Origin of the sequence: Alteromonas sp. LOR, assembly GCF_000753865.1 — a bacterium.
In the GTDB taxonomy this organism is placed as follows: domain Bacteria; phylum Pseudomonadota; class Gammaproteobacteria; order Enterobacterales; family Alteromonadaceae; genus Alteromonas.
This window is the reverse complement of the sequence record NZ_JQFW01000015.1, coordinates 124642-150104: the sequence shown is the minus strand read 5'-3', so window position 1 is coordinate 150104 and position 25463 is coordinate 124642. Positions and strand designations below refer to the sequence as shown.

Annotated in this window: 30 protein-coding genes; 14 read left to right on the top strand and 16 right to left on the bottom strand. The window is 44.8% G+C overall.

Annotation, left to right across the window (positions count from 1 at the left end; translation table 11 throughout):
* Nucleotides 1-190 precede the first annotated feature (190 nt).
* From petA to JV36_RS0105990, 5 genes are all read left to right on the top strand, one after another.
* A complete protein-coding gene (petA, locus tag JV36_RS0106010) occupies nucleotides 191-820 on the top strand; it encodes a ubiquinol-cytochrome c reductase iron-sulfur subunit (RefSeq protein ID WP_032096327.1) in 630 nt (209 codons plus the stop codon).
* Between the two features lie 4 nt (nucleotides 821-824).
* Complete coding sequence (locus JV36_RS0106005) at nucleotides 825-2090, top strand: cytochrome b (RefSeq protein WP_032096328.1); 1266 nt, start codon at nucleotides 825-827, stop codon at nucleotides 2088-2090.
* Entirely contained in the window at nucleotides 2087-2821 is a 735-nt protein-coding gene (locus JV36_RS0106000) for a cytochrome c1 (protein WP_032096329.1), read from the top strand. Before JV36_RS0106005 ends, JV36_RS0106000 begins: the two co-directional genes overlap by 4 nt.
* 114 nt (nucleotides 2822-2935) lie before the next feature.
* Entirely contained in the window at nucleotides 2936-3568 is a 633-nt protein-coding gene (gene sspA, locus JV36_RS0105995; RefSeq protein WP_032096330.1) for a stringent starvation protein SspA, read from the top strand.
* Nucleotides 3565-4041, top strand: coding sequence for a ClpXP protease specificity-enhancing factor (locus JV36_RS0105990; protein ID WP_081926546.1), 477 nt, complete (start codon nucleotides 3565-3567; stop codon nucleotides 4039-4041). The genes sspA and JV36_RS0105990 overlap by 4 nt, the downstream gene beginning before the upstream one ends.
* A 165-nt stretch (nucleotides 4042-4206) precedes the next feature.
* On the opposite strand, the gene JV36_RS0105985 is transcribed toward JV36_RS0105990, so the two are convergent.
* From JV36_RS0105985 to JV36_RS0105925, 13 genes are all read right to left on the bottom strand, one after another.
* Nucleotides 4207-4935, bottom strand: coding sequence for a CBM9 family sugar-binding protein (locus tag JV36_RS0105985; protein WP_032096331.1), 729 nt, complete (start codon nucleotides 4933-4935; stop codon nucleotides 4207-4209).
* Nucleotides 4936-4974: 39 nt separating this feature from the next.
* Nucleotides 4975-6333 (bottom strand): magnesium transporter, encoded by a 1359-nt coding sequence (mgtE, locus tag JV36_RS0105980; protein ID WP_032096332.1) that lies wholly within the window; start codon nucleotides 6331-6333, stop codon nucleotides 4975-4977.
* 296 nt (nucleotides 6334-6629) lie between these two features.
* Nucleotides 6630-6902, bottom strand: coding sequence for an HPr family phosphocarrier protein (locus tag JV36_RS0105975; RefSeq protein ID WP_032096333.1), 273 nt, complete (start codon nucleotides 6900-6902; stop codon nucleotides 6630-6632).
* Between the two features lie 34 nt (nucleotides 6903-6936).
* A complete protein-coding gene (rapZ, locus tag JV36_RS0105970; RefSeq protein ID WP_032096334.1) occupies nucleotides 6937-7779 on the bottom strand; it encodes an RNase adapter RapZ in 843 nt (280 codons plus the stop codon).
* Between the two features lie 60 nt (nucleotides 7780-7839).
* Nucleotides 7840-8286 (bottom strand): PTS IIA-like nitrogen regulatory protein PtsN, encoded by a 447-nt coding sequence (ptsN, locus tag JV36_RS0105965; RefSeq protein WP_032096335.1) that lies wholly within the window; start codon nucleotides 8284-8286, stop codon nucleotides 7840-7842.
* Between the two features lie 13 nt (nucleotides 8287-8299).
* The gene (gene hpf, locus JV36_RS0105960) at nucleotides 8300-8587 is read right to left on the bottom strand and encodes a ribosome hibernation promoting factor (protein ID WP_032096336.1); all 288 of its coding nucleotides are present in this window, start codon (nucleotides 8585-8587) and stop codon (nucleotides 8300-8302) included.
* Between the two features lie 28 nt (nucleotides 8588-8615).
* On the bottom strand, nucleotides 8616-10115 hold the full coding sequence (locus JV36_RS0105955) for an RNA polymerase factor sigma-54 (protein ID WP_032096337.1): 1500 nt from the start codon (nucleotides 10113-10115) through the stop codon (nucleotides 8616-8618).
* A 77-nt stretch (nucleotides 10116-10192) separates the two neighbouring features.
* Nucleotides 10193-10918 (bottom strand): LPS export ABC transporter ATP-binding protein, encoded by a 726-nt coding sequence (gene lptB, locus JV36_RS0105950; RefSeq protein ID WP_032096338.1) that lies wholly within the window; start codon nucleotides 10916-10918, stop codon nucleotides 10193-10195.
* Between the two features lie 2 nt (nucleotides 10919-10920).
* Nucleotides 10921-11517 carry a lipopolysaccharide transport periplasmic protein LptA gene (lptA, locus tag JV36_RS0105945; protein ID WP_052010202.1) on the bottom strand — a complete coding sequence of 199 codons (597 nt, stop codon included), beginning with the start codon at nucleotides 11515-11517 and terminating at the stop codon, nucleotides 10921-10923.
* Nucleotides 11486-12064 carry an LPS export ABC transporter periplasmic protein LptC gene (gene lptC / locus JV36_RS0105940; RefSeq protein WP_032096339.1) on the bottom strand — a complete coding sequence of 193 codons (579 nt, stop codon included), beginning with the start codon at nucleotides 12062-12064 and terminating at the stop codon, nucleotides 11486-11488. Before lptC ends, lptA begins: the two co-directional genes overlap by 32 nt.
* Nucleotides 12061-12609, bottom strand: a complete 549-nt coding sequence (kdsC, locus tag JV36_RS0105935; RefSeq protein ID WP_032096771.1) for a 3-deoxy-manno-octulosonate-8-phosphatase KdsC — start codon at nucleotides 12607-12609, stop codon at nucleotides 12061-12063. Before kdsC ends, lptC begins: the two co-directional genes overlap by 4 nt.
* An 18-nt stretch (nucleotides 12610-12627) precedes the next feature.
* Nucleotides 12628-13605 (bottom strand): KpsF/GutQ family sugar-phosphate isomerase, encoded by a 978-nt coding sequence (locus JV36_RS0105930; protein WP_032096340.1) that lies wholly within the window; start codon nucleotides 13603-13605, stop codon nucleotides 12628-12630.
* Nucleotides 13605-14561 (bottom strand): calcium/sodium antiporter, encoded by a 957-nt coding sequence (locus JV36_RS0105925; protein WP_032096341.1) that lies wholly within the window; start codon nucleotides 14559-14561, stop codon nucleotides 13605-13607. The genes JV36_RS0105930 and JV36_RS0105925 overlap by 1 nt, the downstream gene beginning before the upstream one ends.
* 388 nt (nucleotides 14562-14949) lie before the next feature.
* Here JV36_RS0105925 and mlaF point away from each other — a divergent pair, with 388 nt between their 5' ends.
* The 7 genes from mlaF (at nucleotide 14950) to murA (ending at nucleotide 19632) form a co-directional block, all read left to right on the top strand.
* Nucleotides 14950-15750 carry a phospholipid ABC transporter ATP-binding protein MlaF gene (gene mlaF, locus JV36_RS0105915; protein ID WP_032096772.1) on the top strand — a complete coding sequence of 267 codons (801 nt, stop codon included), beginning with the start codon at nucleotides 14950-14952 and terminating at the stop codon, nucleotides 15748-15750.
* A complete protein-coding gene (gene mlaE, locus JV36_RS0105910) occupies nucleotides 15747-16523 on the top strand; it encodes a lipid asymmetry maintenance ABC transporter permease subunit MlaE (protein ID WP_032096343.1) in 777 nt (258 codons plus the stop codon). Before mlaF ends, mlaE begins: the two co-directional genes overlap by 4 nt.
* 8 nt (nucleotides 16524-16531) lie before the next feature.
* Complete coding sequence (gene mlaD, locus JV36_RS0105905; protein WP_032096344.1) at nucleotides 16532-17002, top strand: outer membrane lipid asymmetry maintenance protein MlaD; 471 nt, start codon at nucleotides 16532-16534, stop codon at nucleotides 17000-17002.
* A 124-nt stretch (nucleotides 17003-17126) separates the two neighbouring features.
* Nucleotides 17127-17765, top strand: a complete 639-nt coding sequence (locus JV36_RS0105900) for an MlaC/ttg2D family ABC transporter substrate-binding protein (RefSeq protein WP_442853185.1) — start codon at nucleotides 17127-17129, stop codon at nucleotides 17763-17765.
* Entirely contained in the window at nucleotides 17762-18070 is a 309-nt protein-coding gene (locus JV36_RS0105895; protein ID WP_032096346.1) for an STAS domain-containing protein, read from the top strand. Before JV36_RS0105900 ends, JV36_RS0105895 begins: the two co-directional genes overlap by 4 nt.
* 29 nt (nucleotides 18071-18099) lie before the next feature.
* Nucleotides 18100-18357: a BolA family protein gene (locus JV36_RS0105890; protein WP_032096347.1), complete on the top strand. Its 258-nt coding sequence runs from the start codon at nucleotides 18100-18102 to the stop codon at nucleotides 18355-18357.
* Nucleotides 18358-18369: 12 nt separating this feature from the next.
* Nucleotides 18370-19632, top strand: a complete 1263-nt coding sequence (murA, locus tag JV36_RS0105885) for a UDP-N-acetylglucosamine 1-carboxyvinyltransferase (protein WP_032096348.1) — start codon at nucleotides 18370-18372, stop codon at nucleotides 19630-19632.
* A gap of 164 nt (nucleotides 19633-19796) precedes the next feature.
* Here murA and JV36_RS0105880 read toward each other — a convergent pair whose 3' ends face one another.
* From JV36_RS0105880 to JV36_RS0105870, 3 genes are all read right to left on the bottom strand, one after another.
* The gene (locus JV36_RS0105880; RefSeq protein WP_032096349.1) at nucleotides 19797-20876 is read right to left on the bottom strand and encodes a trypsin-like peptidase domain-containing protein; all 1080 of its coding nucleotides are present in this window, start codon (nucleotides 20874-20876) and stop codon (nucleotides 19797-19799) included.
* A 334-nt stretch (nucleotides 20877-21210) separates the two neighbouring features.
* Nucleotides 21211-22578 carry a DegQ family serine endoprotease gene (locus JV36_RS0105875; protein ID WP_442853181.1) on the bottom strand — a complete coding sequence of 456 codons (1368 nt, stop codon included), beginning with the start codon at nucleotides 22576-22578 and terminating at the stop codon, nucleotides 21211-21213.
* A gap of 82 nt (nucleotides 22579-22660) precedes the next feature.
* Complete coding sequence (locus tag JV36_RS0105870; RefSeq protein WP_032096350.1) at nucleotides 22661-23098, bottom strand: ZapG family protein; 438 nt, start codon at nucleotides 23096-23098, stop codon at nucleotides 22661-22663.
* 264 nt (nucleotides 23099-23362) lie between these two features.
* Here JV36_RS0105870 and zapE point away from each other — a divergent pair, with 264 nt between their 5' ends.
* Together zapE and JV36_RS0105860 are read left to right on the top strand one after the other, a co-directional pair.
* Nucleotides 23363-24460 carry a cell division protein ZapE gene (zapE, locus tag JV36_RS0105865; protein WP_032096774.1) on the top strand — a complete coding sequence of 366 codons (1098 nt, stop codon included), beginning with the start codon at nucleotides 23363-23365 and terminating at the stop codon, nucleotides 24458-24460.
* A 199-nt stretch (nucleotides 24461-24659) separates the two neighbouring features.
* Nucleotides 24660-25382 (top strand): YebC/PmpR family DNA-binding transcriptional regulator, encoded by a 723-nt coding sequence (locus JV36_RS0105860; protein WP_032096351.1) that lies wholly within the window; start codon nucleotides 24660-24662, stop codon nucleotides 25380-25382.
* Nucleotides 25383-25463: the final 81 nt, after the last annotated feature.

Below are 25463 nucleotides of genomic sequence, written 5' to 3'. Positions count from 1 at the left end.
GTTTATAAGGGCTTTTCTTTTATCATTTGCAGTCGAAAAAATTGATAACTTTCGTGGAACCGTAAAACAGCGCCTTTTGCTGTTATTTCGCTCTCACGACAAGCCATATGATGCGGTAATACAGGCGAGATAAAACCAGTATAAGCCTTTTTAGATGGCATCATAATTATCCAAACCTGGAGAAATGTGGATGAGCAATGTATCTGTAGATGCAACAAAGTCTGCACACAACGAAAATCAGCCTGAGAACAACACCCGTCGTCGGTTTTTGACCGTTGCCACGTCGGTAGTTGGCGGTGTAGGTGTCGTTGGTGCTGCAGTGCCTTTTATTGCGTCCTGGAATCCAAGTGCCAAAGCGAAAGCGGCCGGTGCTGACGTTGAAGTTGATATCAGCGGGATTGAGCCTGGACAGTTAGTGCGTGTAATGTGGCGAAGCAAGCCCGTGTGGATTGTGCGTCGTACCCCTGAGCTTCTAGAAGCACTAGGCGGGCACGAAGATCAGCTTAAAGATCCAAATTCAGAAGCCGAGCAGCAACCTACCTTTGCGCAAAACCGCTTCCGCTCCATGAAAGAAGAATACTTAATCTTAGTGGGTATTTGTACTCACCTTGGATGCTCTCCACAGCATCTCAAAGACGGTGCGTTTGAAGAATACGTTGAAGGTGTTCCTGAAGGTTTCTTCTGCCCGTGCCACGGTTCTAAGTTTGATATGGCAGGACGTGTATTCCAAAACGTTCCTGCACCATTAAACCTAGTAGTGCCGCCTTATCAGTTCGTTGATGATACAAATATCATCATTGGTTCAGAAGCGGAGGCTTAATTATATGAACGCTTTTCTAGGTTGGATTGAAGACCGCATCCCGGTGATGCGCGTTGCAAACATGCACGCTATTCAATACCCAGCGCCAAAAAACATGAACTTTTGGTATGTGTTTGGGTTTTTAGCAACTATCGTTCTGGTCAACCAAATAATTACTGGTATTTGGCTAACCATGAACTTTGTACCTTCAGCAGAGGGCGCTTTCGCTTCTGTTGAATACATCATGCGTGAAATCGATTACGGATGGATAATCCGTTATATGCACAGTACAGGCGCGTCAGCGTTCTTTATTGTTGTTTACATGCACATGTTCCGAGGAATGATATACGGTTCGTATCAAAAGCCACGTGAGCTACTGTGGGTGTTTGGTATGTTTATTTATCTTGCATTGATGGCTGAAGCCTTCATGGGCTATGTACTTCCATGGGGACAAATGTCTTACTGGGGTGCTCAGGTAATCGTTTCATTATTCGGTGCCATTCCGGTAGTGGGTCCTGACCTCGTTATTTGGTTACAGGGCGACTATGTTATCTCAGGCGCCACGCTAAACCGATTCTTTGCCCTGCACGTTATTGCATTGCCATTAGTAATCGTAATACTTGTGTTCTTGCACATTATTGCACTTCACGAAGTGGGTTCTAACAACCCGGATGGCGTAGCCATTAAGCACAAGAAAGGCTCACTGCCAGAGTCAGAGAAAACGAAGTACAAAATTCACGAGTACTACACGAGCAAATACGACATTGCTGACGATGTTCTACCGTTCTTCCCTCACATTGTGTTGAAAGACTTAGTGGCATTCTGTGTATTCTTGGCACTATTTACTTACGTATTGTTCTTCGCGCCTGAAATGGGCGGTAAGTTCCTTGAACACCCTAATTTTGAAATTGCTAATCCTCTGAAAACACCAGAGCATATATTCCCAGTGTGGTACTTCACGCCATTCTATGCAATTTTGAAAGCAGTACCTGACAAACTGTTTGGTGTACTTGCTATGTTTGGCGCTATTGCTGCATTGTTCGCAATGCCTTGGGTAGACCGTGGTCGCGTTAAATCATGGCGCTATCGTTGTGGTTTACACAAAGTGAACCTTATCGTGTTCGCGATTGTGTTTATCTTCCTAGGTTACCTAGGTGGTACGCCACAAGAGAACTGGAAAATCATTGCGTCACAGGTTGCTACAATCATGTACTTTGGTTTCTTCATTGCATTGTTCTTGTACAGCAAAAACGAAAATACTAAACCTGTGCCAGAGAGGATTCCTAAATGAAAAAAATGATGTGCTTTTTAGCATTCTTTCTACCTGGCGTCGCGATGGCGGCAGGTGGAAACGTGCATCTAGACGAAGCGCCGATTGACTTGTCAGATAAGGCGTCACTACAACGCGGTGCTCAGTTGTTCATGAACTTCTGTTCAGGCTGTCACTCAATGAAGTATCAACGCTACCAGCGTTCATTCACTGATTTGGGTATTCCAGACGAACTAGGCGAACAGTATCTGCAGTTCACAGGCGATAAAGTGTCTGATTACATGACACGCGCTATGCCTGAAGATGCCGCAGCACAGTGGTTTGGTGCTGCGCCACCTGATCTTACGTTAGTCGCTCGTGTTCGCGGTACAGACTGGATATACACCTATTTGCGTGCATTCTATGTGGACGAAAGCAGACCGTTTGGTGTTAACAACACTGTCTTCCCAGAAGTGGGTATGCCTCATGTTCTACAACCTCTTCAAGGCACGCCAACGCGTACCTATGAAGAGCAAATGGTAGATGGCGAGATGGTTAAGCGCTATGTGGGTATTAAATCTGACGGAACGGGTTCAATGTCTCCGGATGAATACGATCAAGCCGTAGGCGACATCGTGAACTTTTTGGAGTACACCGGCGAGCCTGCGAAACTTGAGTCGCACAAAATCGGTAAATGGGTACTTATCTTTATTGCCGTATTGTTTGTGTTTGTTTACTTGCTGAAGAAAGATTACTGGCGAGAAGTGCACTAATCGCACAGATTTATGTATAATACCAAAAGGGGGCTTCTCGCCCCCTTTTTTGGCATTTGTAATTCGCTCATTGTAACAGTGAGCTTTAACTTGTTTCTCGACGGAGGAAATTGAATGGCCGTAGCCGCGAATAAACGTTCTATCATGACGTTGTTCTCTGACACAATTGATATTTATAGCCACCAGGTTCGTATTGTGTTGGCAGAAAAAGGTGTGGGTGTTGAAATCAGCTACACAGATCCTAGTAACTTATCTGAAGATCTGTTGGAGTTAAACCCATACGGTACGGTACCCACTCTTGTTGATCGTGAACTCGTACTTTATAAGTCTCACATCATCATGGAATACCTTGATGAGCGCTTCCCGCACCCACCATTGATGCCGGTATACCCAGTGTCTCGTGGTACTAGTCGTTTAATGATGCACCGCATCGAGCAAGATTGGTATTCACTAGCTGCACGCATTTTCCGCGGTGAAGGCGATGTTGAGTCATCACGTAATGAACTTCGTGAAGCTATTCTATCTTTAGCACCTGTTTTTGCTGAAATGCCTTACTTCATGAGTGAAGAGTTCAGCTTGGTAGATTGCTATTTAGCGCCGCTATTATGGCGTTTACCTGCATTAGGCATCGAGCTTAGTGGAACAGGTAGCAAAGAAATCAGTACTTACATGAACCGTATTTTCTCTCGCAGTTCGTTCAAAGCATCTTTGACTGACCAAGAGCGCGAGATCCACAACCCATTATGACATCTATGACGTCAAACCAGCCCTATCTACTTAGGGCTTTTTATGAATGGATAGTGGATAACGATATGACGCCATACGTTGTTGTTGATGCAACAAACGAATTGGTGGAAGTTCCGCAAGAATTTGTTAAAGACGGCCAGATTGTACTTAATGTATCGCCGAGTGCCTGCGTTGGATTTAACCTCGATATAAACGGTTTGTCTTTTCAAGCGCGTTTTGGAGGTCAACCTCGTCGTCTAAGCATGCCCTGCGAAGCGGTAATTGCTATATACGCACGTGAGAATGGTGCTGGTACTGTGTTTGCCACAGAAGAAGACGTAGCACGTTCTGATGCTATGGAGCCAGCAGAGCCTATATCTAGTGAGCCAGAACAAACAGGGCCAACATCTATCGAAGATGCTGATGCTCCTGCCTCAAGCGACGCGCCTGTACCGCCTAAAAAGGGTAAGCCCACGCTGAAGGTCATTAAGTAGCCTAAGCGTAATTATCAGCTAGGTTATAGGTCGAATTATTCAAAAGCCGCAGTATTTTAAAATACTGCGGCTTTTTTGTTTTAGACGGTTCTTTTTGAAAGGCGATGGCTTTTAAAGGTCAGGCTGTTAAAGGCGATGCCTGCCAAAGGCGATAAGTAGCCACCTCTACTGTTTAGGTAGCAAAGTTATCTTGCCGAACACATCTGCATCTATGTACCCACGGTTTTTGTCTCCGTTGACCGGCTGTATCTCATGAGAGCCCATAAAATGCTCACGTACTTCACTGCCATCATTATCACAGTAGGCCAGCATGAAGCCAATCACTCGATGTTCATCCAACACTAATGGAGTGTTGTTACCATTTTCTTGATAACTATTGGGAAAGAGTTTAATCGCCACTTCCCAGATGATGTTATAAGGCGCTGATGTTTGTCGTTGCCAATGGCTAATTAGATGCTCTGTATACAAATGCGGTTTTTGGTCAGGCCCATAATCGGCGGCTTGGTTATCAAGACCTATATGGTAGGCAAATGCGGTATGGTTAAATTGGTGATTCCCACCAGAAGCATCGCTGTCTATAAATACCTCTAGCGCATCATCATCCCAATATTTCTTAGTTGGGTTAGGGTGAGTGTCAATCAGCACATCATCGCTGATACTCGCCTGCAAATACAGATAGTTTTCATCCCACAATAATCGATAGCGGCCTTTAAAGTCGTTATCTGATGTGGGAAGCGTTCCATCCATTAAATGGGGCATATCGTGCCATGTGGCTTTATTCCAAGCATCTTCTGATACACCATCAATGTGGATAGGCGTTGACGTGTAATTAACGTTTCCAGCGGCTACTAAGAAGGGAATAAGTAAACCAACGGCTAATATTATGTGCTTCACAAAGATACCCCCTGAATGATTGAAAATTTACTGCTACCGCTATACCAAAAACAATGTGGCGGTGCCTAGGAATGCAAAAATACCCACCACGTCTGTGATGGTGGTTAAAATGACACTTCCCGCTAGTGCAGGGTCTATCTTTAGCCGCTTCATTATCATAGGCAGCGTTGCGCCGGCTAATGCAGCCGCAATCATATTAACAAGCATAGCAAATGCAATGATGACACCTAGCATATAGTCTTGTTTCCACAGTGCGATGACAGAGGCTATTAATACCGCCCAAATGACGCCGTTTAGCACACCAATGGCAATCTCTTTACTGATCAGCCAGCGGGAGTTGTTTGCATTGACGTGGCCTAATGCCATACCGCGTATAACAAGAGTCAGGGTTTGGTTACCTGCCACACCACCCATGCTTGGTACAATGGTGTTTAAAATAGCGAGTACAGCTAAAGCGCTTAATGTGGCTTCAAATAAGTCGCTCACCATAGCTGCCATCAATGCCGTGGCTAGGTTAACCGCTAGCCACACTGAACGTCTCTTGGTACTTTGCATAACAGGGGCAAAGGTATCTTCATCGTCGTCTAGACCCGCCATACTCATCATGGAGTGTTCGGCGTCTTCGCGAATAATATCAACCACGTCATCAATAGTGATTCGCCCGACGAGGCGATTATTTTCATCAACAACAGGTGCCGAGAGCCAGTTATAGCGTTCAAATAGGCTCGCTACTTCATCGTCTGGCATGTTAACCGGAATAGCTTCTGACTCTTCATCCATCACATCAGAGACTGTGTCGCTAGTGTCTGCGGTTAGAAGCCGTGTTACTGGTACAATACCCACGAGGTTATCGGTGCGATTGACCACATAAAAGGTATCGGTGTTTTCCGGCAACTCGCCCTTGAGGCGGATATAACGCAACACCACATCAATAGTAACGTCGGGACGCAAGGTGATAGTGTCGGTATTCATGATGAAGCCGGCAGTTTCTTCACCATAAGATAGTGCTTGTTCGGCGCGCAGTCGGTCTTGTGCGTCCATGGAGTCTAGGATGTCGAGGAGGACAGTTTCTGGCAGGCTGCTTAGGGTCTCTGCCAAGTCATCGGTGTCCATTTCCTCAAGCGCGTCCACCACGTTTGCAGGCAGCATTTTAGTAATTATGCCGTTGCGAACATCGTCGGACAGTTCTTCTAAAATATCGCCGTGAAAGTCGCCGTCAATCAACTCCCATAGCTCGTCACGAGTGCGGCTTGGGCTAGACTCTAAAATGTGGGCTACGTCGGAAGGCGGAAGTTCAAGAAGGAGCTTTCTAACCGACACAAACTGGCCGTTACTCAGCGCATTGTTGAGCGTTCGCAATTGAGTTTGTACATATTTAGAAACGAGAGCTTCTGCCATGAAAAGCAATTCCTAACCAAGAGTGTGCCCAAAGAAAGCGTATTTCACGCCGTAGACTATGACCAAATAGATTGAGCTTATAGAATAGCGTATTTACCCTAGCAGTGTCATGATAAATACATTGTTTTAGAATGAGTTTTTACGTGTCAGCGGTTATGTTGGCTGTCTTGTCGGCAGTTATATCATCAGTGATATAAGCGTTTACATAAGAGCGTACATAAGCGCTTATATAAGACGTTATATAAACGCTTAGCCAGTGGCCAGAGGAGAGCTGGCCTATGGGAGGGCCTACGAGGTTACTCGTCTTCGTTAAAGCGTCCTTCAATGAGTGTTTCAATAGCGGCTAAGGCGTCCTCTGCATCATCGCCTTCAACAATCACGTTAACCTGCTCACCCTGATGGCTTTCAAGCATCATCAACCCAAGCACGCTGCTTGCGTCGGCCTGTTTATCGCCTTTTTCAAGAATTATTTTGGCATCAAACTGATTCGCAAGCTGCACCAGTTGGGTTGCCGCTCTTGCATGAAGGCCAAGTTTATTGACGATGGTGAGTGTTTTCTCAATAGTCACTAGTATTTACGCTCTTTTTTATTAATGCGAGTGGTTAATTTAGCTCTCTGTGGCGTATCTGCACATCCGGATGAATTTCACCGAATGTTTTTGACAACGTCTGCGCAATATAGACAGACCGGTGCTGACCACCCGTACAACCAATGGCTACCGTGACATAACTTCTATTATTTCGCTCGAGATGAGGCAGCCATGTAGTAATTAAATTTTGGATTTGCCATACAAACTTAGTTACCACAGGTTGTGAGCCAAGAAATACTTCTACAGGTGCATCTAAACCCGTCAAATGCCGCAAGTCAGGCTCCCAGTGAGGGTTCGGTAAGAAACGAGCGTCAAATACATAGTCGGCGTCTTTCGGTATGCCGTGCTTAAAGCCAAAAGATTCAAACACCAATACCAAACGAGAACTCTTTTTACCTAAAATCCGCTCTCGAATAATTTCGGCCAGCTGATGTATAGTGAGCTTATCTGTGTCTAAGTAGAGGTCAGCACGCTCAACAATAGGCCCAAGCAACGTTGATTCTGCCTTTATGGCCTCAGAGAGCGATTTATTTAATTTTGCTAGAGGGTGTAAACGTCTAGTTTCACTAAAGCGCTTTACTAACACGTCGTCACTGGCGTCAATGTAAACAATCGTCATCGACCAAGAGGAGGGAAGGTAGTCTAATATTTCTACCAAATCGTTAGGATTCTTTGGTAAATTGCGTACGTCGATACTCACCGCTACCTGATCGTATTCATCCACAACAGTATGGGTGAGCGTTGGTAGCAAATTGACGGGAATGTTATCGACACAATAGTAGCCCAAATCTTCCAGTGCTCTTAATGCCACCGACTTTCCTGAGCCTGAACGACCACTGATAATGATCAGCTTCACCGATATTTCTCCCTAAACAAAAAAATGACGAAAACGTCAATGTATCTTTTGAAACTGTCTTTACATGCCAAGTGCTGAAACAATATCTTCGTTGGTTTTGGCTCTTCGTATCGCTTTGACAGTGTCTTTGTCGCTGAGCTTACCAGCCACTGTCGCTAACGTTTGTAAATGTCCCTCTGTCTGTTCTTCAGGCACAAGCAGTGCAAAAAATATATCGACAGGTTTTTCATCGAGGGCGTCAAAGTTAATCGCTGGAATGCAGGTTACAATAATGGCCATAACGTGTTCTAAACCCGCTAAACGACCATGAGGGAGCGCTATACCGTTACCTATTCCTGTACTGCCCATCCGCTCTCTAGATAGAAGACTATTCAACACGGTGACTTGGTCAATGCTGGCATTGTCTTGGGCAGCAATATCGGAAATGATTTCTAATATTCGCTTCTTGCTATTGCACTGAACCGCACACTCGGTGCGGTCTAGGCTTACGATGGCTTTAATATCCATGCTTAATTATCTATTAATGCTTTTTCAGTTTTTCCTTATGCTTGATCACCTGCCTGTCGAGTTTATCAACCATGCTGTCAATCGCCGCATACATATCGGTATTTTCTGAGGATGCAAATACTTCGGCACCACTTAAGTGCATCGTAGCTTCTGCTTTTTGGTTTATTTTTTCTACGTTCAGGATGACATGCACATTAGAAATGTGATCAAAGTGACGCTCAAGTTTACTAAACTTCGTATCGACATAATTACGCAAAGAATCGGTGATTTCCACATGATGACCAGTTAGGTTGATTTGCATATTTCGTCTTCCTTTTAATATAACGCCTTTAGATAAGGCTTTTGCGTTGGTTAGACGGGGGTATCGATAAAGACTCCCGGTATTTTGCTATTGTCCGCCGAGCGACTTTTATGCCTTGCTCTGCCAACAATAAAGCAATTTTGCTATCGCTTAATGGTTTGCTTGGCGTTTCTGCTGCTACCAATTTCTTTATTAATGCACGAATGGCCGTTGACGAACACTCGCCGCCAGACTCAGTTGCCACATGGCTAGAAAAGAAATACTTCAATTCGTAAATACCGCGCGGCGTATGCATATACTTCTGAGTCGTTACTCGCGATATTGTGGATTCGTGCATATCCACCATTTCTGCGACATCATTGAGCACCATTGGTTTCATCATTTCTGGTCCGTGCTCAAAAAATCCCATTTGCTGTTGAACGATACAGTTAGCCACTTTCATTAAAGTATCGTTTCTAGACTCTAAACTCTTTATAAACCATTTAGCTTCTTGCATATGAGAACGAATGAACTGAGAGTCACTGCTGTTTTTCGCTTTTCGACTCATTGCTGCGTATTGCTGATTTACACCAAGCTTAGGCAAGCTGTCGGGGTTGAGTTCAACAGTCCAGCGACCGTTCTTCTTCGCCACCGATACATCTGGAATAACGTACTCAGGCTCTTTAGTAACTAAAGCACTACCTGGGCGAGGATTCAAGGTTTGAAGTAAACGCATGGCCTCGCGAAGTTCATCTTCCTTCAAACGGCTTTTACGCATGAGGGTTCTATAATCTTTGCTACTGAGAAGGTCTGAGTAGTCCTCAATCAGTCTTCTTGCTTCATCTAACCAAGGTGTGTCGTCAGCAAACTGGCGCAGTTGCACCAACAGACACTCTTGCGGAGAGCGAGAGCCAGAGCCGATAGGGTCAAACATCTGAATGCGTTTCAGTACACACTCAACTTCATCTAATTCGATTTCTTCTTCAATATTTTCGGTTTCGATATCTTCGAAGTTTACCGCTTCTAATATCTCATCTAGTGTAGCGGTTAAATAACCTGACTCGTCAATCGAGTCGATAATGGCAACGGCGATAGCTCTGTCAACATCAGAAAAAGGGGTTAAACGCATCTGCCAAAGTAGGTGTGTTTGAATGTCGTCAGTGGTTTCGCCTTGGAAAACATGGTCATCGTCGTTATTTGACGGGCCAGGCGCAGGCGCGGAAGAGGCTGAGTAATATTCGTCCCAGGTGCTATCAATTGGCAGTTCATCGGGTAAGTCGTTCTTTTCTAAAGCATCACCTGATTCTAGCGTGTCGCTGGACGCTGACGCGGTAGCTTCGATTTGGCTATCGTCATTGTCCATGTTGTTTTTTTCTGCCTGAGGCTCGTCATTACCTTCTTCTACTTCTAGTAGAGGGTTTGAGTCGAGGGCCTCTTGAATCTCCTGTTGAAGATCGAGTGTAGACAGCTGCAGCAGCTTGATTGCCTGTTGCAGCTGTGGAGTCATCGTTAGTTGTTGACTAAATTTTAACTGTAAAGATGGTTTCATCTATATCTTATTTTAATGCTCTTGAGTGAATATACCTGAGCGCTTATGAAAAATGACAATTAGGTTACACACAATAACTATAGCCTGAATTGTTCGCCTAGGTATACATCCCTTACTTTTTGATTACTTAAAACCTGTTCCGCCGTTCCTTGCGCAATAAGTTCACCATGACTTACGATGTACGCCTTTTCACAGACATCCAATGTTTCCCGCACGTTGTGGTCGGTAATGAGTATACCCAACCCTCTGTCGCGCAAGTGCTGTATTATCTTCTTTATATCATTAACTGATATGGGATCAACACCAGCAAAAGGTTCATCAAGCAAAATAAATTCAGGTTTTGCTGCTAATGCTCGTGCTATCTCTACTCGGCGACGTTCTCCACCGGAAAGACTCATACCCATACTATTACGTATATGGTTGATATTAAATTCATCAAGTAGCGCATCGGCTTCTTCTTCCTGCTGCTGTGAATTTAAATCCTTTCTGGTTTGTAAAATCGCCATAATATTTTCATGCACAGTTAGCTTTCGAAAGATGGACGCTTCCTGTGGTAAATAGCCAATACCGCCTCTTGCACGCTCATGCATAGGCTGATGAGTTAATTCATTATCATCAATAGATATTTGGCCTTTGTCTGAAGGAACCAACCCCACAATCATATAAAAGGTCGTGGTTTTTCCCGCGCCGTTTGGCCCCAATAACCCGACAATTTGCCCAGTAGAGACTGACAGGCTAACATCAATCACTACCTGTCGTGATTTATATGCTTTAGCAAGGTTCTTTGCACTAAGAGTTGCCATTGTTACTGCTCGCCTTTACCGTCGTTGTTGCCGTTACCATTGTTGCCGTCACCGTTGCTACCGTCATTATCCTCGCTGCTCTCGTCTTTCGCTTTGCGAATAGACTCAGGCGTAAATACGGTAGTAACGCGCCCACTAGCATCACCAGCGCCACCTGTGGCTAGCAGTTGTTCTGTGATCATATCAAAAGTAATGCTGTTGCCTTTAACTTGGCTGGTGTCCTGTTTTAGTTCTGCGTTTCCGGTAAGGGAAATAGTACGCTTAGCCACTTCATAGCGTATCTCGTTCGCCCTTGCAGAAACAGGGTTACCGTCTTCAAGCTCTTGCGAATAGCTGGCTGGGTTTCCACGAGCAACAAAAATCTCTCGGCCGCTTCCTTGGGATGCAATAACTTCAACTTCGTCAGCCTCGATAGTAAGCGAGCCTTGGGTAATAAGTACGTTATCTTTATATAGCGCTGTCTTATTTTTACCATCAATGAACTGAGAGTTAGAGCCAATCTCGATAGGCAGCGTAAAATCATTTTCATTGCCTAATGCCGGGCTAGTGCAAAGCACTAGCAGCGCACTAGTTGCTAGGAGAATACGTAGTTTGTACATGGTCGATAAGCTCATATTTTTGGGTGCGCAGGTTTGCGTTGAATCCGTTACTTTGAATAACATATTGCATGCCGCGTATTTCTACGGGTTGATCTGACGTCATCTGCTTGTTATCCAAATTAATTTGAATGTATTCAGTGGTAATTGACTTCACAAAGTCGTCCTGACTTTGGTTTTCAATTGTCACATTGTTTTCTAATTGTATTAATTCATTGTTATACAAGGTTCCCTCTTGCGCTGTCACGACCCAAGGTGAACCTGCATCATTCGTATAGAGAGTGTAGTTCGGCCGGTCGAAAGAAACAAAGCCAAGCTGGTCGTAATGCTCCATGGAAGAAGCGAACACTTTATGATTCAGTTGCCCTTCATTATTATAAAGGGTTGTGGTTAAGTTTTTGGCTTTATACGCAGGCTTTAATGCATCCAGTCCTTCAGACGTTTCTAATACTGGGTCTTCTTCCATCCAGGTAGGAATGTACATCAGCATGGCTAAAATAAATAGCGCTGAAATACTGACGCCAAGTCGGTTGAAACCGAATTGATTCATACGCTGGCCCCGAAAATGCCATTGCTTACGCCTTGCGCCTGCAAAATCGTGTCACTTATCTCTCTCACTGCTCCAAAACCGCCCGGTAGGGTTGTGATCCAATTTGCTTGTTTTACGACAAAGGGGTGTGCGTCGGCAACGGCTATTTTAACGCTCGCATGTTTAAACATGCCGGTATCAGGCATGTCATCACCAACAACGGCAACGTGTTCAGGTGATAGTTCAAGGCGGTCCATAAGCTGTTTTAACGCGTCGAACTTGTTCTCTTCGCCTTGAATAATATGCGCTACATGTAACGCCTTCATTCTGTTTTCAACAATGGCTGAGCGTCTACCGGTAATCACCGCAACATCAATGTTATGACTGACAAGTGCTTTAACGCCGTACCCGTCGCGAGTGTGAAAGGCTTTTAATTCCTCACCGTTATTTCCAAGATAAATCCGTCCGTCTGAAAAAACACCGTCAACATCACACACCAACAGTTTAATATTGGCTAGTGCATCAAATAGGTCCGTATTGAGTTCGGTGTACAGCGTGGTTGTCATATCTGGTTTCTTGTTCATTTACAGCACTCCTGCTTTCAATAGCATATGCATATTAAACGCGCCGACTGGATGGTCATTATCGTCAAGCACCATGAGTGCACTTATTTTAAAACTCTCCATAACATTGAGAGCTTCAACGGCGAGTTGGTCGGCTGTGGTTGTTTTGCCGCCTTGGGTCATTACGTCACTCACCGTTGCCTCATGAAGGTCGACCCTAGCATCGAGGATACGGCGAAGGTCGCCGTCGGTGAATACGCCCGTTAGCTTACCGGATTCATTCACAATACCGGTCATGCCTAAGCCTTTTTGCGATATCTCAAGAAGCGCTTGGGCAACGGTTGCTGTCGGTTCTATTAGCGGAATATCACTGCCGGTCAACATAATATCACTGACTTTTAACAGTAGTTTTCGCCCAAGGGAGCCCCCTGGGTGTGATAGCGCAAAGTCGTCGGAAGTAAATCCTTTCTTGTCGAGTAATGCCACCGATAGAGCGTCGCCCATCACCAATGTAGCGGTAGTGCTTGTAGTTGGCGCTAACCCTAGTGAGCAGGCTTCCTGTTCCACACTGATGTTCAGTACTACATCGGCGTATTGACCTAGCGTACTGGTAATACTGTTGGTCATGGCGATGACTTTAACGCCAAGACGTTTTACAACCGGCAGCAAATTCACCAACTCGCCGGTTTCGCCTGAATTTGAAATAGCCAAAAGCACATCATTTTTACTGAGCATTCCCAAGTCGCCATGATTCGCTTCACCTGGGTGCATGAAAAAGGCTGGGGTGCCAGTGCTTGCCAACGTGGCGGCTATCTTATTGCCAATATGCCCCGACTTGCCCATACCGCTAACTACCACCTTGCCAGAGCAGGCGTAGAGCATTTCGCAGGCAGCAACAAAACTCTCGTCCAGTCGCTGTGCTAAATTGCTAATTGCACGAGCCTCAATGTCGATGACACGTTTTGCAGAGGTAATGTAGTCGTTTTGTTTATTAGTCATTATCCGAACAGCCAAAATTGATAGCCTATGAAGCAGGCTAAAAGTATTGCACCATTTGTGCGGGATATTTTACGTTTGCCAATTAAGTCAAAACTAAACAGAAATAGTAGCAATGTTAAACCCAACATGACGTACATATCTCTATTGTGTACGTCTGGGTCGAGAAGCCCAGGTGCGATAAGGCCAGGCAGACCCAGCACCGCAAGCAAATTAAAAATGTTAGAACCAATAATATTACCTAGCGCCAGGTCATCCTCGCCTTTTAAGACCCCAGCAATACTCGCAGCCAGCTCTGGAAGGCTGGTGCCAAACGCAATAATTGTTAGTCCAATAACCAAATCAGAAAGCCCCATGTATCGGGCTATTTCGACGGCTGAATTAACCAAAAAGTGAGCGCTGAGGGGCAATACAATTAACCCCAGACCAATCCAAATGAGAGCGGCGGTGTTAGACACGCCTTTTGGAATTTCATCAGCAGTTTCTGCAATCAATGGGTCTTCTTTATCAACTTGCAGTGACAACCACGCCATCATTGCCAGCACGAAGATAAACAAACCGAGCAGAATCACACCTTCATAAGATTTTAGTTCGCCATCAAACATAAATGCGATGGCGATAAGTGAGATGACCAATAAGGCGGGAAGTTCACGCTTGAGCGTTGTGGATGAAACAAGAAGGGGCTTTACGAGTGCTGTTATACCAAGTACTAACGCGATATTGGTAATGTTAGAACCCAATGCGTTACCCACAGCGGTATTCATATTGCCATTTATTGAGGCCATAGCCGATACGACAATTTCAGGTGCGGAGGAACCCATAGCTACGATAGTTAATCCTATCATCATGGGGGAAATGCCAATATTTTTCGCTAATGCAGAAGCGCCGTAAACAAAACGATCAGCACTCCAGCTCAAAACAATCAATCCGATGATGAAAATAACAATGTTTAAAAGCACAACGACCTGTATTTAAATGTCTATTTCGTAAGATTGTCGCAAAAACGGTGCCCTTTGCCTATGCTGCTAGGCTTTTATTTTTCATTATCGAGCTGAATTGTACGAAAAAGAACGCTTGTTCAGGTTTCGTTAATGAGATTCAGCTTATGTTATGAATCATTCGTCTTCATCGAACATAACTTGTAACTTTTTGACTTTGGCGAGTGATTCAAAAAAGCGTACAATGCTGAAAAATTTAAACTTACCGCTCATATCGGGGTCAGTTACTGTTCGAAGGCATGAATTTTGTATTGCTTTTGGACAATTTAAATCTAATTTGCACAACGCGTTTTGCATACTGCGCGTATTCATGCAGCGATGTCTAGTCGAGGGCCGACAACAAAACACTATGGAACATTTAGTTGAGATAGATAATTTAACCTTTAGTCGGGGCGACCGCGTTATTTACGACGGCATAACGCTTAACGTACCAAAGGGAAAGATCACTGCAGTTATGGGGCCTAGCGGGATTGGTAAAACCACCCTGTTGCGCTTAATCGGCGGGCAGTTGATTCCAGACGAGGGCGATATTCTTTTTGATAAAGAATCTATCGTGTCGATGTCTCGCAAGGCACTTTACAAAGCACGGCGTAAAATGAGCATGTTGTTTCAAAGCGGCGCGCTGTTTACTGACATGACCGTGTTCGACAATGTCGCTTTTCCACTTAAAGAGCATACCAACTTAGCTGATGACGTCATTGCTACCATTGTCGCATTAAAGCTACAGGCAGTGGGCCTTCGTGGCGCTGCCGATTTAATGCCAAGCGAATTGTCTGGAGGCATGGCAAGGCGTGCTGCGTTAGCACGGGCCATCGCGTTAGACCCCGACCTTATTATGTACGACGAGCCCTTCGCAGGCCAAGATCCTATTTCTATGGGCGTACTGGTAAAGCTAATTCGCGAACTCAACGATGCCCTAAACTTGACTAGCATTGTGGTAACCCACGATGTGAAAGAGGTACTGACTATTGCCGACTATATTTATATTTTGGCTGACAAGCGAGTAATTGGGGAAGGAACCGCTCAACAAATAAGAGACAGCGATTCCGAACTGGTACAGCAGTTTTTGAACGGAAAAGCCGATGGGCCTGTTCCTTTTCATTATCCTGCGCCAGAGCTAGAAAAGAGTTTCTTAGGAGAGCGTAAATGAGGTTCTTGCAGTCTTTAGGCGCTTCTACTATTTCAAAATTGACCGCTATCGGGCGGGCGACATTAATGCTTTTCGGTGCGTTAGTGGCTGTGCCTCGGGTAAAAAATATCCCTCTGGTGATACAGCAGCTCTACGTGGTGGGCGTGCAATCTTTGCTTATCATTATGGTGTCGGGTTTGTTCATCGGCATGGTAATGGCTTTACAAGGTTACACCATCTTAGTGGACTACGGCGCTGAGGGAAGCCTCGGGCCCATGGTAGCGTTGTCCCTGTTGCGAGAGCTTGGTCCCGTAGTAACGGCCTTGCTGTTTGCCGGGCGCGCAGGTTCTGCGTTAACCGCAGAAATTGGGTTAATGAAAGCCACTGAGCAGCTAAGCAGCCTCGAAATGATGGCGGTAGACCCCTTGCGCAGAATAGTCGCTCCGCGATTTTGGGCGGGCATGCTCGCTATGCCAATGTTAGCCGTCATTTTCAGTGCTATTGGTATTTTGGGCGGACACTTAGTGGGTGTTGATTGGCTAGGCGTAGATTCAGGCAGCTACTGGTCTATCATGCAGTCCACAGTAGATTGGAACCAAGACGTTATTAACGGCGTAATAAAGAGTGTCGTGTTCGCCTTGGTGGTGACGTGGATTGCCATATTTAAAGGTTACGATTCTATTCCTACATCGGAAGGGATCAGCAAGGCGACTACTGAAACAGTGGTCTATTCATCATTAGCAGTATTGGGGCTGGATTTCGTGCTAACCGCCCTCATGTTTGGTATCGAGTAGAGGATAGAATGAACAAGTATAAAACGGAAGTCATGGTGGGGTTCTTCGTTGCCCTTACTATTAGCGCATTACTGTTGTTGGCACTGAAAGTTGCCGAGCAGTCTGTTGCCACTGAAGGCGACAGCTATACCCTTTACGCAAAATTCGACAACATTGGTGGCTTAAAAGCACGTTCTGCGGTGAAAGTGGGCGGTGTTACAGTGGGAAGAGTTTCTTCCATTACGCTAGATAAAGACGATTTCACCCCAATAGTAGAGTTGTCCATCCTTAAGCAGTACAACGGCTTTCCTGAGACAAGTTCAGTATCAATATTGACGTCTGGTTTACTTGGCGAGCAATACGTTGGTTTCCAGCCGGGGTTTTCGTTTGATGGCGTGGCAGATTTGCAAGACGGTGATTATTTACAAGACACCAAATCAGCATTAGTGCTTGAAGACCTCATCGGCCAGTTCTTATTCAATCGCGGTAGCGACGAATAGAGTAGAAAATTATTAAAAATTTATCAGGAGCACGGGTGAAACTTATTAAGCATCAGTCCGGTCTGCTGTATAGCATGTTTTTGTTAGGAGAATTACGTTGAAAAAATTAATCGCCATATTAGGTATGGTTGTATTGTCGTTATCGAGCGCCGTCAGTGCACAAGAGGTAGACGAGCAAAATCCCTATAAATTAGTTCATGGTGTAGCAAACACTACCTTCGAGCGTATTAAGGCCAATCAGTCTGAAATACAAGCTGATCCTGAAATGTTGCGCACAATTATGCAAGAAGAATTGGTGCCTCATATCGACTATAAGTTTGCTGCATTTATGGTGTTGGGCAAACATTTTAAGTCAGTGCCTAAAGAAAAAATGGGCGAATACATCAGTGTATTCCGTCAGTATCTTGTCACTACCTACGCGGTAGCAATGGGATATTATGATAACCAAGAAGTGATTTTTGAGCCTGAGTCAGACTTCTCTAAAGAAAAGTCAGTCACGGTGCGTGCTGTGGTAAAAGATCCTAACCGTCCAGATATCAAAATTGCGTTTAAAGTGCGCAGAGATAGTAAAACCAATGAGTGGAAAGCTTACGATATGGTTGCTGAAGGTATCAGCATGCTGAACAGCAAGCGCAGCGAGTTTGAGTCTATCCTACGTACAGACGGTATTGACGCGGTTATCTCGCTGATGCGTGAAAAAATTGGCAAGCCAGTAGAACTCAATGCCGGTGAATCTATCGAAATTGACGGAGAGTCTGTGTGAGCCTTTTCGACGTTGGCGGAAACGGAGATATTGTTGTTCACGGTAACTTAGACCGTGAAACCCTGTCTACGAACCTTTGGCAGCGTCTCAGTTCACAGCAGCAAAGTACCTTAAAAAGTTTGGGTACTTGTAACGTTGACTTGAGCGATGTGGAACGAGTGGATAGTGCCGGATTGGCTTGGCTAATAAATGCCGTTAGGGATACGAACCAAAACGGTGTTAGCATGGTCATACAGCATATGCCTGAAAAACTACACAAGCTTGCGAAAATAAGCAATGTGGATGGTTTTTTGCCGGTTAAATAACGCCAATTTTTAAGATAAAGAAGTACATTATGGAATTGTCAGAAATCGAAAGCATTTTGAAGGATGCATTAGACCTTCACGAAGTTCACGTAAAAGCCGAAGGCTCTCATTTTAATATCATTGCCGTTAGTGATGCCTTTAACGAAATGAGCCGTGTTAAGCGCCAACAAGCTGTTTATGCGCCGCTTGCCGATAAAATCGCAGATGGCTCAATGCATGCGATTTCAATCAAAACTTTTTCAGTGAAAGACTGGGAGCGCGAGCGCCAGTTCAATATTCCTCAGTAATAGGCGCTTTTCGTGGATAAACTTGTTATTAAAAAGAGTCCTGCACTTAATGGAACAGTGCGAATTTCTGGTGCTAAAAATGCGGCTCTGCCGCTACTGATGACCAGTTTGCTGACAGACTCTCCTTGTCGTTACACCAACGTACCTCGCCTGAGAGATATTAATACAACAACGGCATTACTGCGCGAGCTTGGTGTTGAAGTAGCTCAGCCATCTCCTAACGACGTGTTAATCGATGCTAGCACGCTTGAGAGTGTGACGGCGTCCTACGACCTTGTTCGAACCATGCGTGCCTCCATTTTAGTGCTTGGGCCTTTGCTTGCTAAGCAAGGCAAGGCAAACGTGTCTTTGCCCGGTGGATGTGCCATTGGCGCTCGCCCGGTGAATCTCCATCTCACTGGCCTTGAGAAAATGGGCGCTATCATTGAGGTAGAAGAAGGCTATATTCGTGCCCATGTAGACGGTCGTTTAAAAGGTGCCCGTATCTTTATGGATATGGTCAGCGTAGGCGCAACTGAAAACCTGCTTATGGCAGCAGCACTGGCAGACGGTACCTCTATATTAGAAAATGCTGCAAGAGAGCCTGAAATTGTTGACCTTGCTAACTGTCTCATTCAAATGGGCGCTAACATCAAAGGCGCAGGGACTGACAAAATTACCGTTGAAGGCGTAGAAACCCTAAATGGTTGTGATTATGCCGTGCTTCCAGATCGCATTGAAACAGGTACGTTCTTAGTGGCAGCAGCAGCGACAGGCGGTAAAGTGCGCTGTACGCATGCGGCCCCAGATACTCTCGATGCCGTTATTGACAAGCTTGAACAAGCTGGTGCCCACATTACTGTTGGTGAGGATTGGATAGAGCTTGATATGAAGGGCCAAAAGCCAAAAGCGGTTAGAGTGAAAACTGCGCCTCATCCTGCATTTCCAACAGATATGCAGGCGCAATTTGTTACGCTTAACTGCGTTGCCGAGGGCACGGGTGTTATTACAGAAACCATTTTTGAAAATCGCTTTATGCACGTGCCTGAGTTGCAGCGTATGGGTGCTGAAATAGCGCTTGAAGCGAACTCTGCGGTATCTAAAGGAAGCTCAGTACTGAAAGGGGCGCCAGTAATGGCCACCGACTTACGAGCGTCAGCAAGTTTAGTGATTGCCGGACTTATTGCAGAGGGTGAGACTCACGTTAATCGTATCTACCACCTAGATAGAGGCTATGAAGCCATAGAAGAAAAGCTGGGCGGCCTTGGCGCTATCATTGAACGCGTAAAGGAATAGAGAATAAAGGAATAAAGAGTAAAGAAATAGAACACAGCTATTTCTCTGCGAAACAGACATAAAAAAAGCGCCTAAGGCGCTTTTTTTATGTCTGTTTCTTTCTTATGTTTACCTTGCTTAAAAGCTTGCTACGATTTAGCGAATACTATCTACTGGCTCAGACTTTACTGACCAGTACGAAGTTCAGCCACGGTAGCAGTTAATATCATCGATTTTTCATTGCGACTAATTTCAATCTCAAGCTTGGTGCCAGGCTCTGTCTCAGCAATCATATCCAGAGTTTTTGATGCACTTTCTGCTCTTACGCCGTCAATAGACAGAATAATATCTCCGGGTTGTAATCCTGCGGTATCAGCAGGGCTGCCCTTAGCGACAGCGGTCACATCAATACCCAGTATGCCAGCTAAGTTACGTCTTTCGCTGCCTATAAAGCCAAGCTGCCCGCGAATAACCCTGCCGTTACTAATAATTTCATCCATTACCCGCTTTGCCAATTCATAAGGAACTGCAAAGTTAATCCCATCAACGTTTCGTACTCTATTTCGTGAGTCTCTTACTTGAAAGTTAGCATTGGTTATTCCTAGCAAAATACCGTTACTGTCAACAAGTGCGCCTCCAGAATTACCCTGGTTTAAAACGGCGTCGGTTTGAATGAAGTCGACATAGTTCGATAGCCCGTTGCGACCAGCACGGCTCACAATGCCTTGTGTAATAGTTTGACCAAGATCGAAAGGATTACCGATAGCCATTACCACATCGCCAACGTGTGTATCGGGTTCGGCAACTTGCGGAATAATATTAAGACTCTCTGCGGTAACTTTTAATACCGCAAGGTCGGTAAGCGGGTCGTTACCCACTATCTGCGCTTCTAGCACTCGCCCATCTTGCACGGCTACATAAATACTGTCTGCATTTTCCACTACGTGATGGCAGGTAAGAATATAGCCGTTTTCAGTCATTATCACACCAGAGCCCAAGCTTGCTCGCTCACGAGGTTGATTTCTAAATAGGCCTGCATCGGTTTCAATGCTAACACTATAAATATTAACCACAGCTGGCGCTGAACGACTGAGTGATGCGAAGTAGCTCTCTCTACTTGCACTCACCGACGGCTCTGTAAATAGGCCGTTTGTAAAGCCATTACCCTGACGTAAGTCGGGCAAGAATAAGAGTAGAAGCGCTGCTACCGCGGCGCCAAGAACAACAGATTTAATGAAAAAACGAATAATTGAGCGGCTTGTCACTGATCACACTTTTTTGTTAGTTAGCACGGTGTTCTCTTATCGTTAGCGTATTTGTAGTTATGGGTTAATTGTCAAAAACAATTTTCCACTCACTCAATGTCACACCGATACGAGAAACAGCTATTTATTATAACTCGTGAAATGAGGATATCATTTTATTTACTAAACTACTCTAACCCAGATTATTTTTTATAGGCCTTTGAGAAGAGGGGGAATGAAAGAAATAATAGAAACGAAAACAGCGCCCTGAGGCGCTGCTTTAATTTATCGATGTTCATTTCATCAAAGTGAATTTTTCAAATCACAGTACATCTCACAGTACATAGAGAGGTGCTTATTGGCGAATTACCAAATACAGGGTTGAATTACCACGTTTCACATTAAGTGCTATTACCCCTTTTGCTTCGTCTAGGGCATTGCGGAAATCCGCTACACTCGCCACGCGAACGCGGTTAACACCAATGATGACGTCATCAGATTGTAAGCCAATGCGAGCAGCAGGTGCGCCTCGTTCAATGTCAGAAACAATAACACCGGCATTTCCAGCACCATCGCTACCGTTTGTCAGCGTCGCACCCTCTAATGCAGGATGAATTTGCGCTGCGGTGACTGTTTGTTCTGTAGCGTCGTCTAAGGTTACGTCAACACTCATCTCATCGCCTTTGCGCATTACGGTTAGTTCGACTTCTGCGCCTGCGCCCATGCTTGCGATTTTCGCACGTAGTTCTTGGAACGTGCTTATCTTCCTACCATTAATTGCAGTGATGATGTCGCCAGCTTGAAGACCAGCATCTTCTGCTGCCGATTCTGGCTGTACTTCATTAACAAAAGCACCAAGGTTAATCTCGGTATTCATGGCTTCAGCAAGACCAGCGTCAATATCGCTACCTAATATGCCAAGTAGACCGCGACGAACTTCGCCGTACTCTGCAATTTGATCCACTAAGTTTTTCATCATGTTGGCAGGAATGGCAAAGCCAATGCCTACATTGCCACCATTAGGGCCGAATATAGCAGTGTTAATACCCACGAGTTCTCCATGAAGGTTGACTAACGCACCCCCAGAGTTACCGCGGTTAATCGCTGCATCGGTTTGAATAAAGTCTTCGTAGCCGCCAATGTTTAAACCAGAGCGTCCCAGCGCGCTTACAATACCCGAGGTTACAGTTTGAGATAGCCCAAATGGATTACCGATGGCAACAACAAAATCGCCCACTCTAGCGGCATCAGAGTCAGCTAAGGGCAGTGCTTTTAAATTGTCAGGATCGATTTTAAGAAGTGCTATATCGCTTTGCTCGTCGGCGCCAAGCTTCTTGGCGGTAAACTCTCTACCGTCTGTTAACTTAACCGTAATTTCGTCTGCGTTATCAACAACGTGATTATTCGTTACTACGTAGCCTTTATCAGCGTCGATAATGACGCCCGAGCCGAGCCCTTTAAAAGGACGTTCTTGTGCTTGTTCTTGCGGTGCGCCAAAAAAGTAGCGGAACATTTCAGGCACGCGTTGACGAGATGTTTGCGTTCCCTCAACGGCAATACTTACAACAGCAGGCGTGGCCTCTTCGAGCATGGGGGCTAGAGAGGGCACTTCTGCTTTTTTATCAGAAAAGAAAGGCAACGCCGCTTGCGTAGTAGCGGTAAAGCCTAATGAACTTACAACAACGGCTGACGCCAAAACACAATGGCGGAAAGACATTTTCATGTTCGCTTACACTCCTTAATGTTATATGCAATAAAGCATGGTCTCACTAAAAGAGTCTGTGGCCTTTCAAAAGTTCCCGATGTTACTGTTTTTCTGCGGTATTCTCACCAGAACCGCCGACGAACAGCCCAGAACCTGAATTTGCAAAGTCTTTCGGTTGAGTGTCTGAAACACGTTTAACCTTAGACCCATCAGACCCTTTTAAGTTATTACGTAAATAGGTTGTTGCTTGCTCCCCATAAAAAGGGACCTTGCTATCATTATCATCACCGCTTTGATCAAGCAGCGTTTCATATTCTTCAAGTTGTTGCTTTAACACATCGCACTGGCCTTCGATACTTTCAAGGCTTTGACGCGTTTGATGTATATGGTGTTGCGCTTGCTGTGCAAGGATCTCTTTTACTTGCTTCTCTGTTTGTGCAGCATTACCTGCTCCTTTTTTCGACTGAGCAAAACGACCGACAAAAAAGCCGATAATTAAGCCGACGACTAACAACGCAAGAGATACTAACAATTCCATTATATTCTCCGAATCAATCTACATCCCACAGCACAACCATTGATACGTGGGTTTTGCTGCTTTCGACCAAACCTTGAATATAGCAAGGTCGAAGGTGAAAAGCGCATTGTTCGTAAACATTAATTCTGATGGTTACGAGATAGCGCACTGTGAACGAGTGATTCTACCGTGATTTTCATTAAAATTAAGGTCATAATTAAGAAATTCAAGCAGGTCGGTGCAGCGTGCACCACTATTGACATTCGTACGGAGTGGTTTTTGGCGATGACGCCCTGGGAAAAATATCAACAAGATCTCGAATTAGCCGATTTTCATTACGACGCAGCGCAAGAAACTGCCGTGAAAGAGCTTCAACGTTTATACGATGAACTTACTCAACCACAAAGCAAAGCGAACTGGCGAAGCAAGTTAAAAGCAGCCTTTGGTAAAGAGGATACTCAGACAGACATTAAAGGTATCTATTTTTACGGCGGCGTAGGGCGGGGTAAAACCTACCTTGTTGACACCTTTTTTGATTGCTTACCCTTTGATCGTAAAATGCGTGTGCATTTCCACCGCTTTATGCATCGAATTCACGACGAGTTAAAATTGCTGAAAAATGCGCAAGACCCGCTTAAAGCGATTGCGCTTAAAATTGCTAAAGAAGCGCGGGTTATATGTTTTGATGAGTTTTTTGTGTCAGACATTACTGATGCCATGATACTCGGTACATTAATGGAAGAGTTGTTTGGTCACGGTATTGTGCTGGTGGCAACCTCTAACATCATTCCTAACGAGCTTTACAAAAACGGGCTTCAGCGGGCACGTTTTTTACCTGCAATAGACTTACTTAACCAAAACACTAACGTAGTGAATGTAGACAGCGGTATCGATTATCGATTGAGAACCCTTGAACAAGCTGAGATTTATCATTATCCACTCGATGCTCAAGCAACGGAAAATCTGAATAATTACTTTACCCAACTTGCACCAGAAGCAGGTACACAAAACGAAGATATAGATGTCAATCATCGTCAAATTCCCACAATGAGAAACGCCGATGGCGTACTCATGATTGAGTTTGGCAGTTTATGTAAAGGGCCGCGAAGCCAAAGCGACTACATAGAGCTTAGCCGCTGTTATCACTCAGTATTGTTAGCTAACGTTGAACAAATGGGTCGGGGAACTGATGATGTGGCAAGGCGATTTATTGCTATGGTTGATGAATTTTATGAGCGAAACGTTAAGTTAATTATTTCAGCACAGGTTGCGTTAGAAGAACTCTACACTGAAGGCCTGCTAAGCTTCGAGTTTAGACGTTGCTTAAGTAGGCTGAAAGAAATGCAATCTCATGAATACCTAGCTACCGAGCACCTTCCATAGTGCAAACTGGATAAAGTAAAACGCTATAAACACTGTATTGTTGTGCATAAACTAGGTAGAATTTTACAATATTTTTCTGCGTTTCGCGTGTCGAAGCGACACGTATTGCTAACCAATTTAGTGTATTGGTGAAGACAGACGCAGCAACCCGATAAAATACGCAAAGTTGCACTAAAATTGCGAGGAAGAGAATCTTAAGATGGGAAGAGCATTCGAAGTAAGAAAAAACGCCATGGCAAAAACAGCTGGCGCGAAAACCAAGGTCTACTCTAAATACGGTAAAGAAATTTACGTGTGCGCCAAAAATGGCGGTGCCGATCCAGACACGAACCTATCGCTGCGTCGCTTGATGGAAAAAGCTAAAAAAGACCAAGTGCCGGGCCACGTTATAGACAAGGCAATAGACAAAGCAGCCGGTGGCGTTGGTGAAGATTTTCAGCCCATGCGTTATGAAGGTTTCGGGCCTGGTAACTGTATGGTTATCGTCGATTGCTTGTCTGACAACGCTAACCGCACTATCACTGAGGTGCGTAACTGCTTTACTAAAACCAATGCAAAACTTGGTGCGCAAGGTGCGGTTTCTCACATGTTTGACCACCAAGCTGTGTTTCAGTTTGAAGGTGATGACGAGGACGCTATTTTAGAAGTGTTGATGGAAGCCGATGTTGATGTGACCGACGTTGAAGTAGACGATGGCAAGGTAACGGTATACGCGCCACATACTGAGTTCTACCAGGTTAAAACTGCGCTTACAGAAGCGTACCCAGATATCAATTTCTTAGCCGATGAAATGAGCTGGATGCCTCAAACAGAAACGGAAATCAGCGAAGATGATATGCCAATGTTTGAAAAGTTCATGGACATGCTTAACGATTGTGATGACGTTCAAGACGTTTATCACAACGCAATAACACCTAATTAATTAAAAGCAGTCGATTAGACTACCAAAGCCCACTTTTTAGTGGGCTTTTTTGTGCTTCAAGAATAACTACCTCACAGCTCG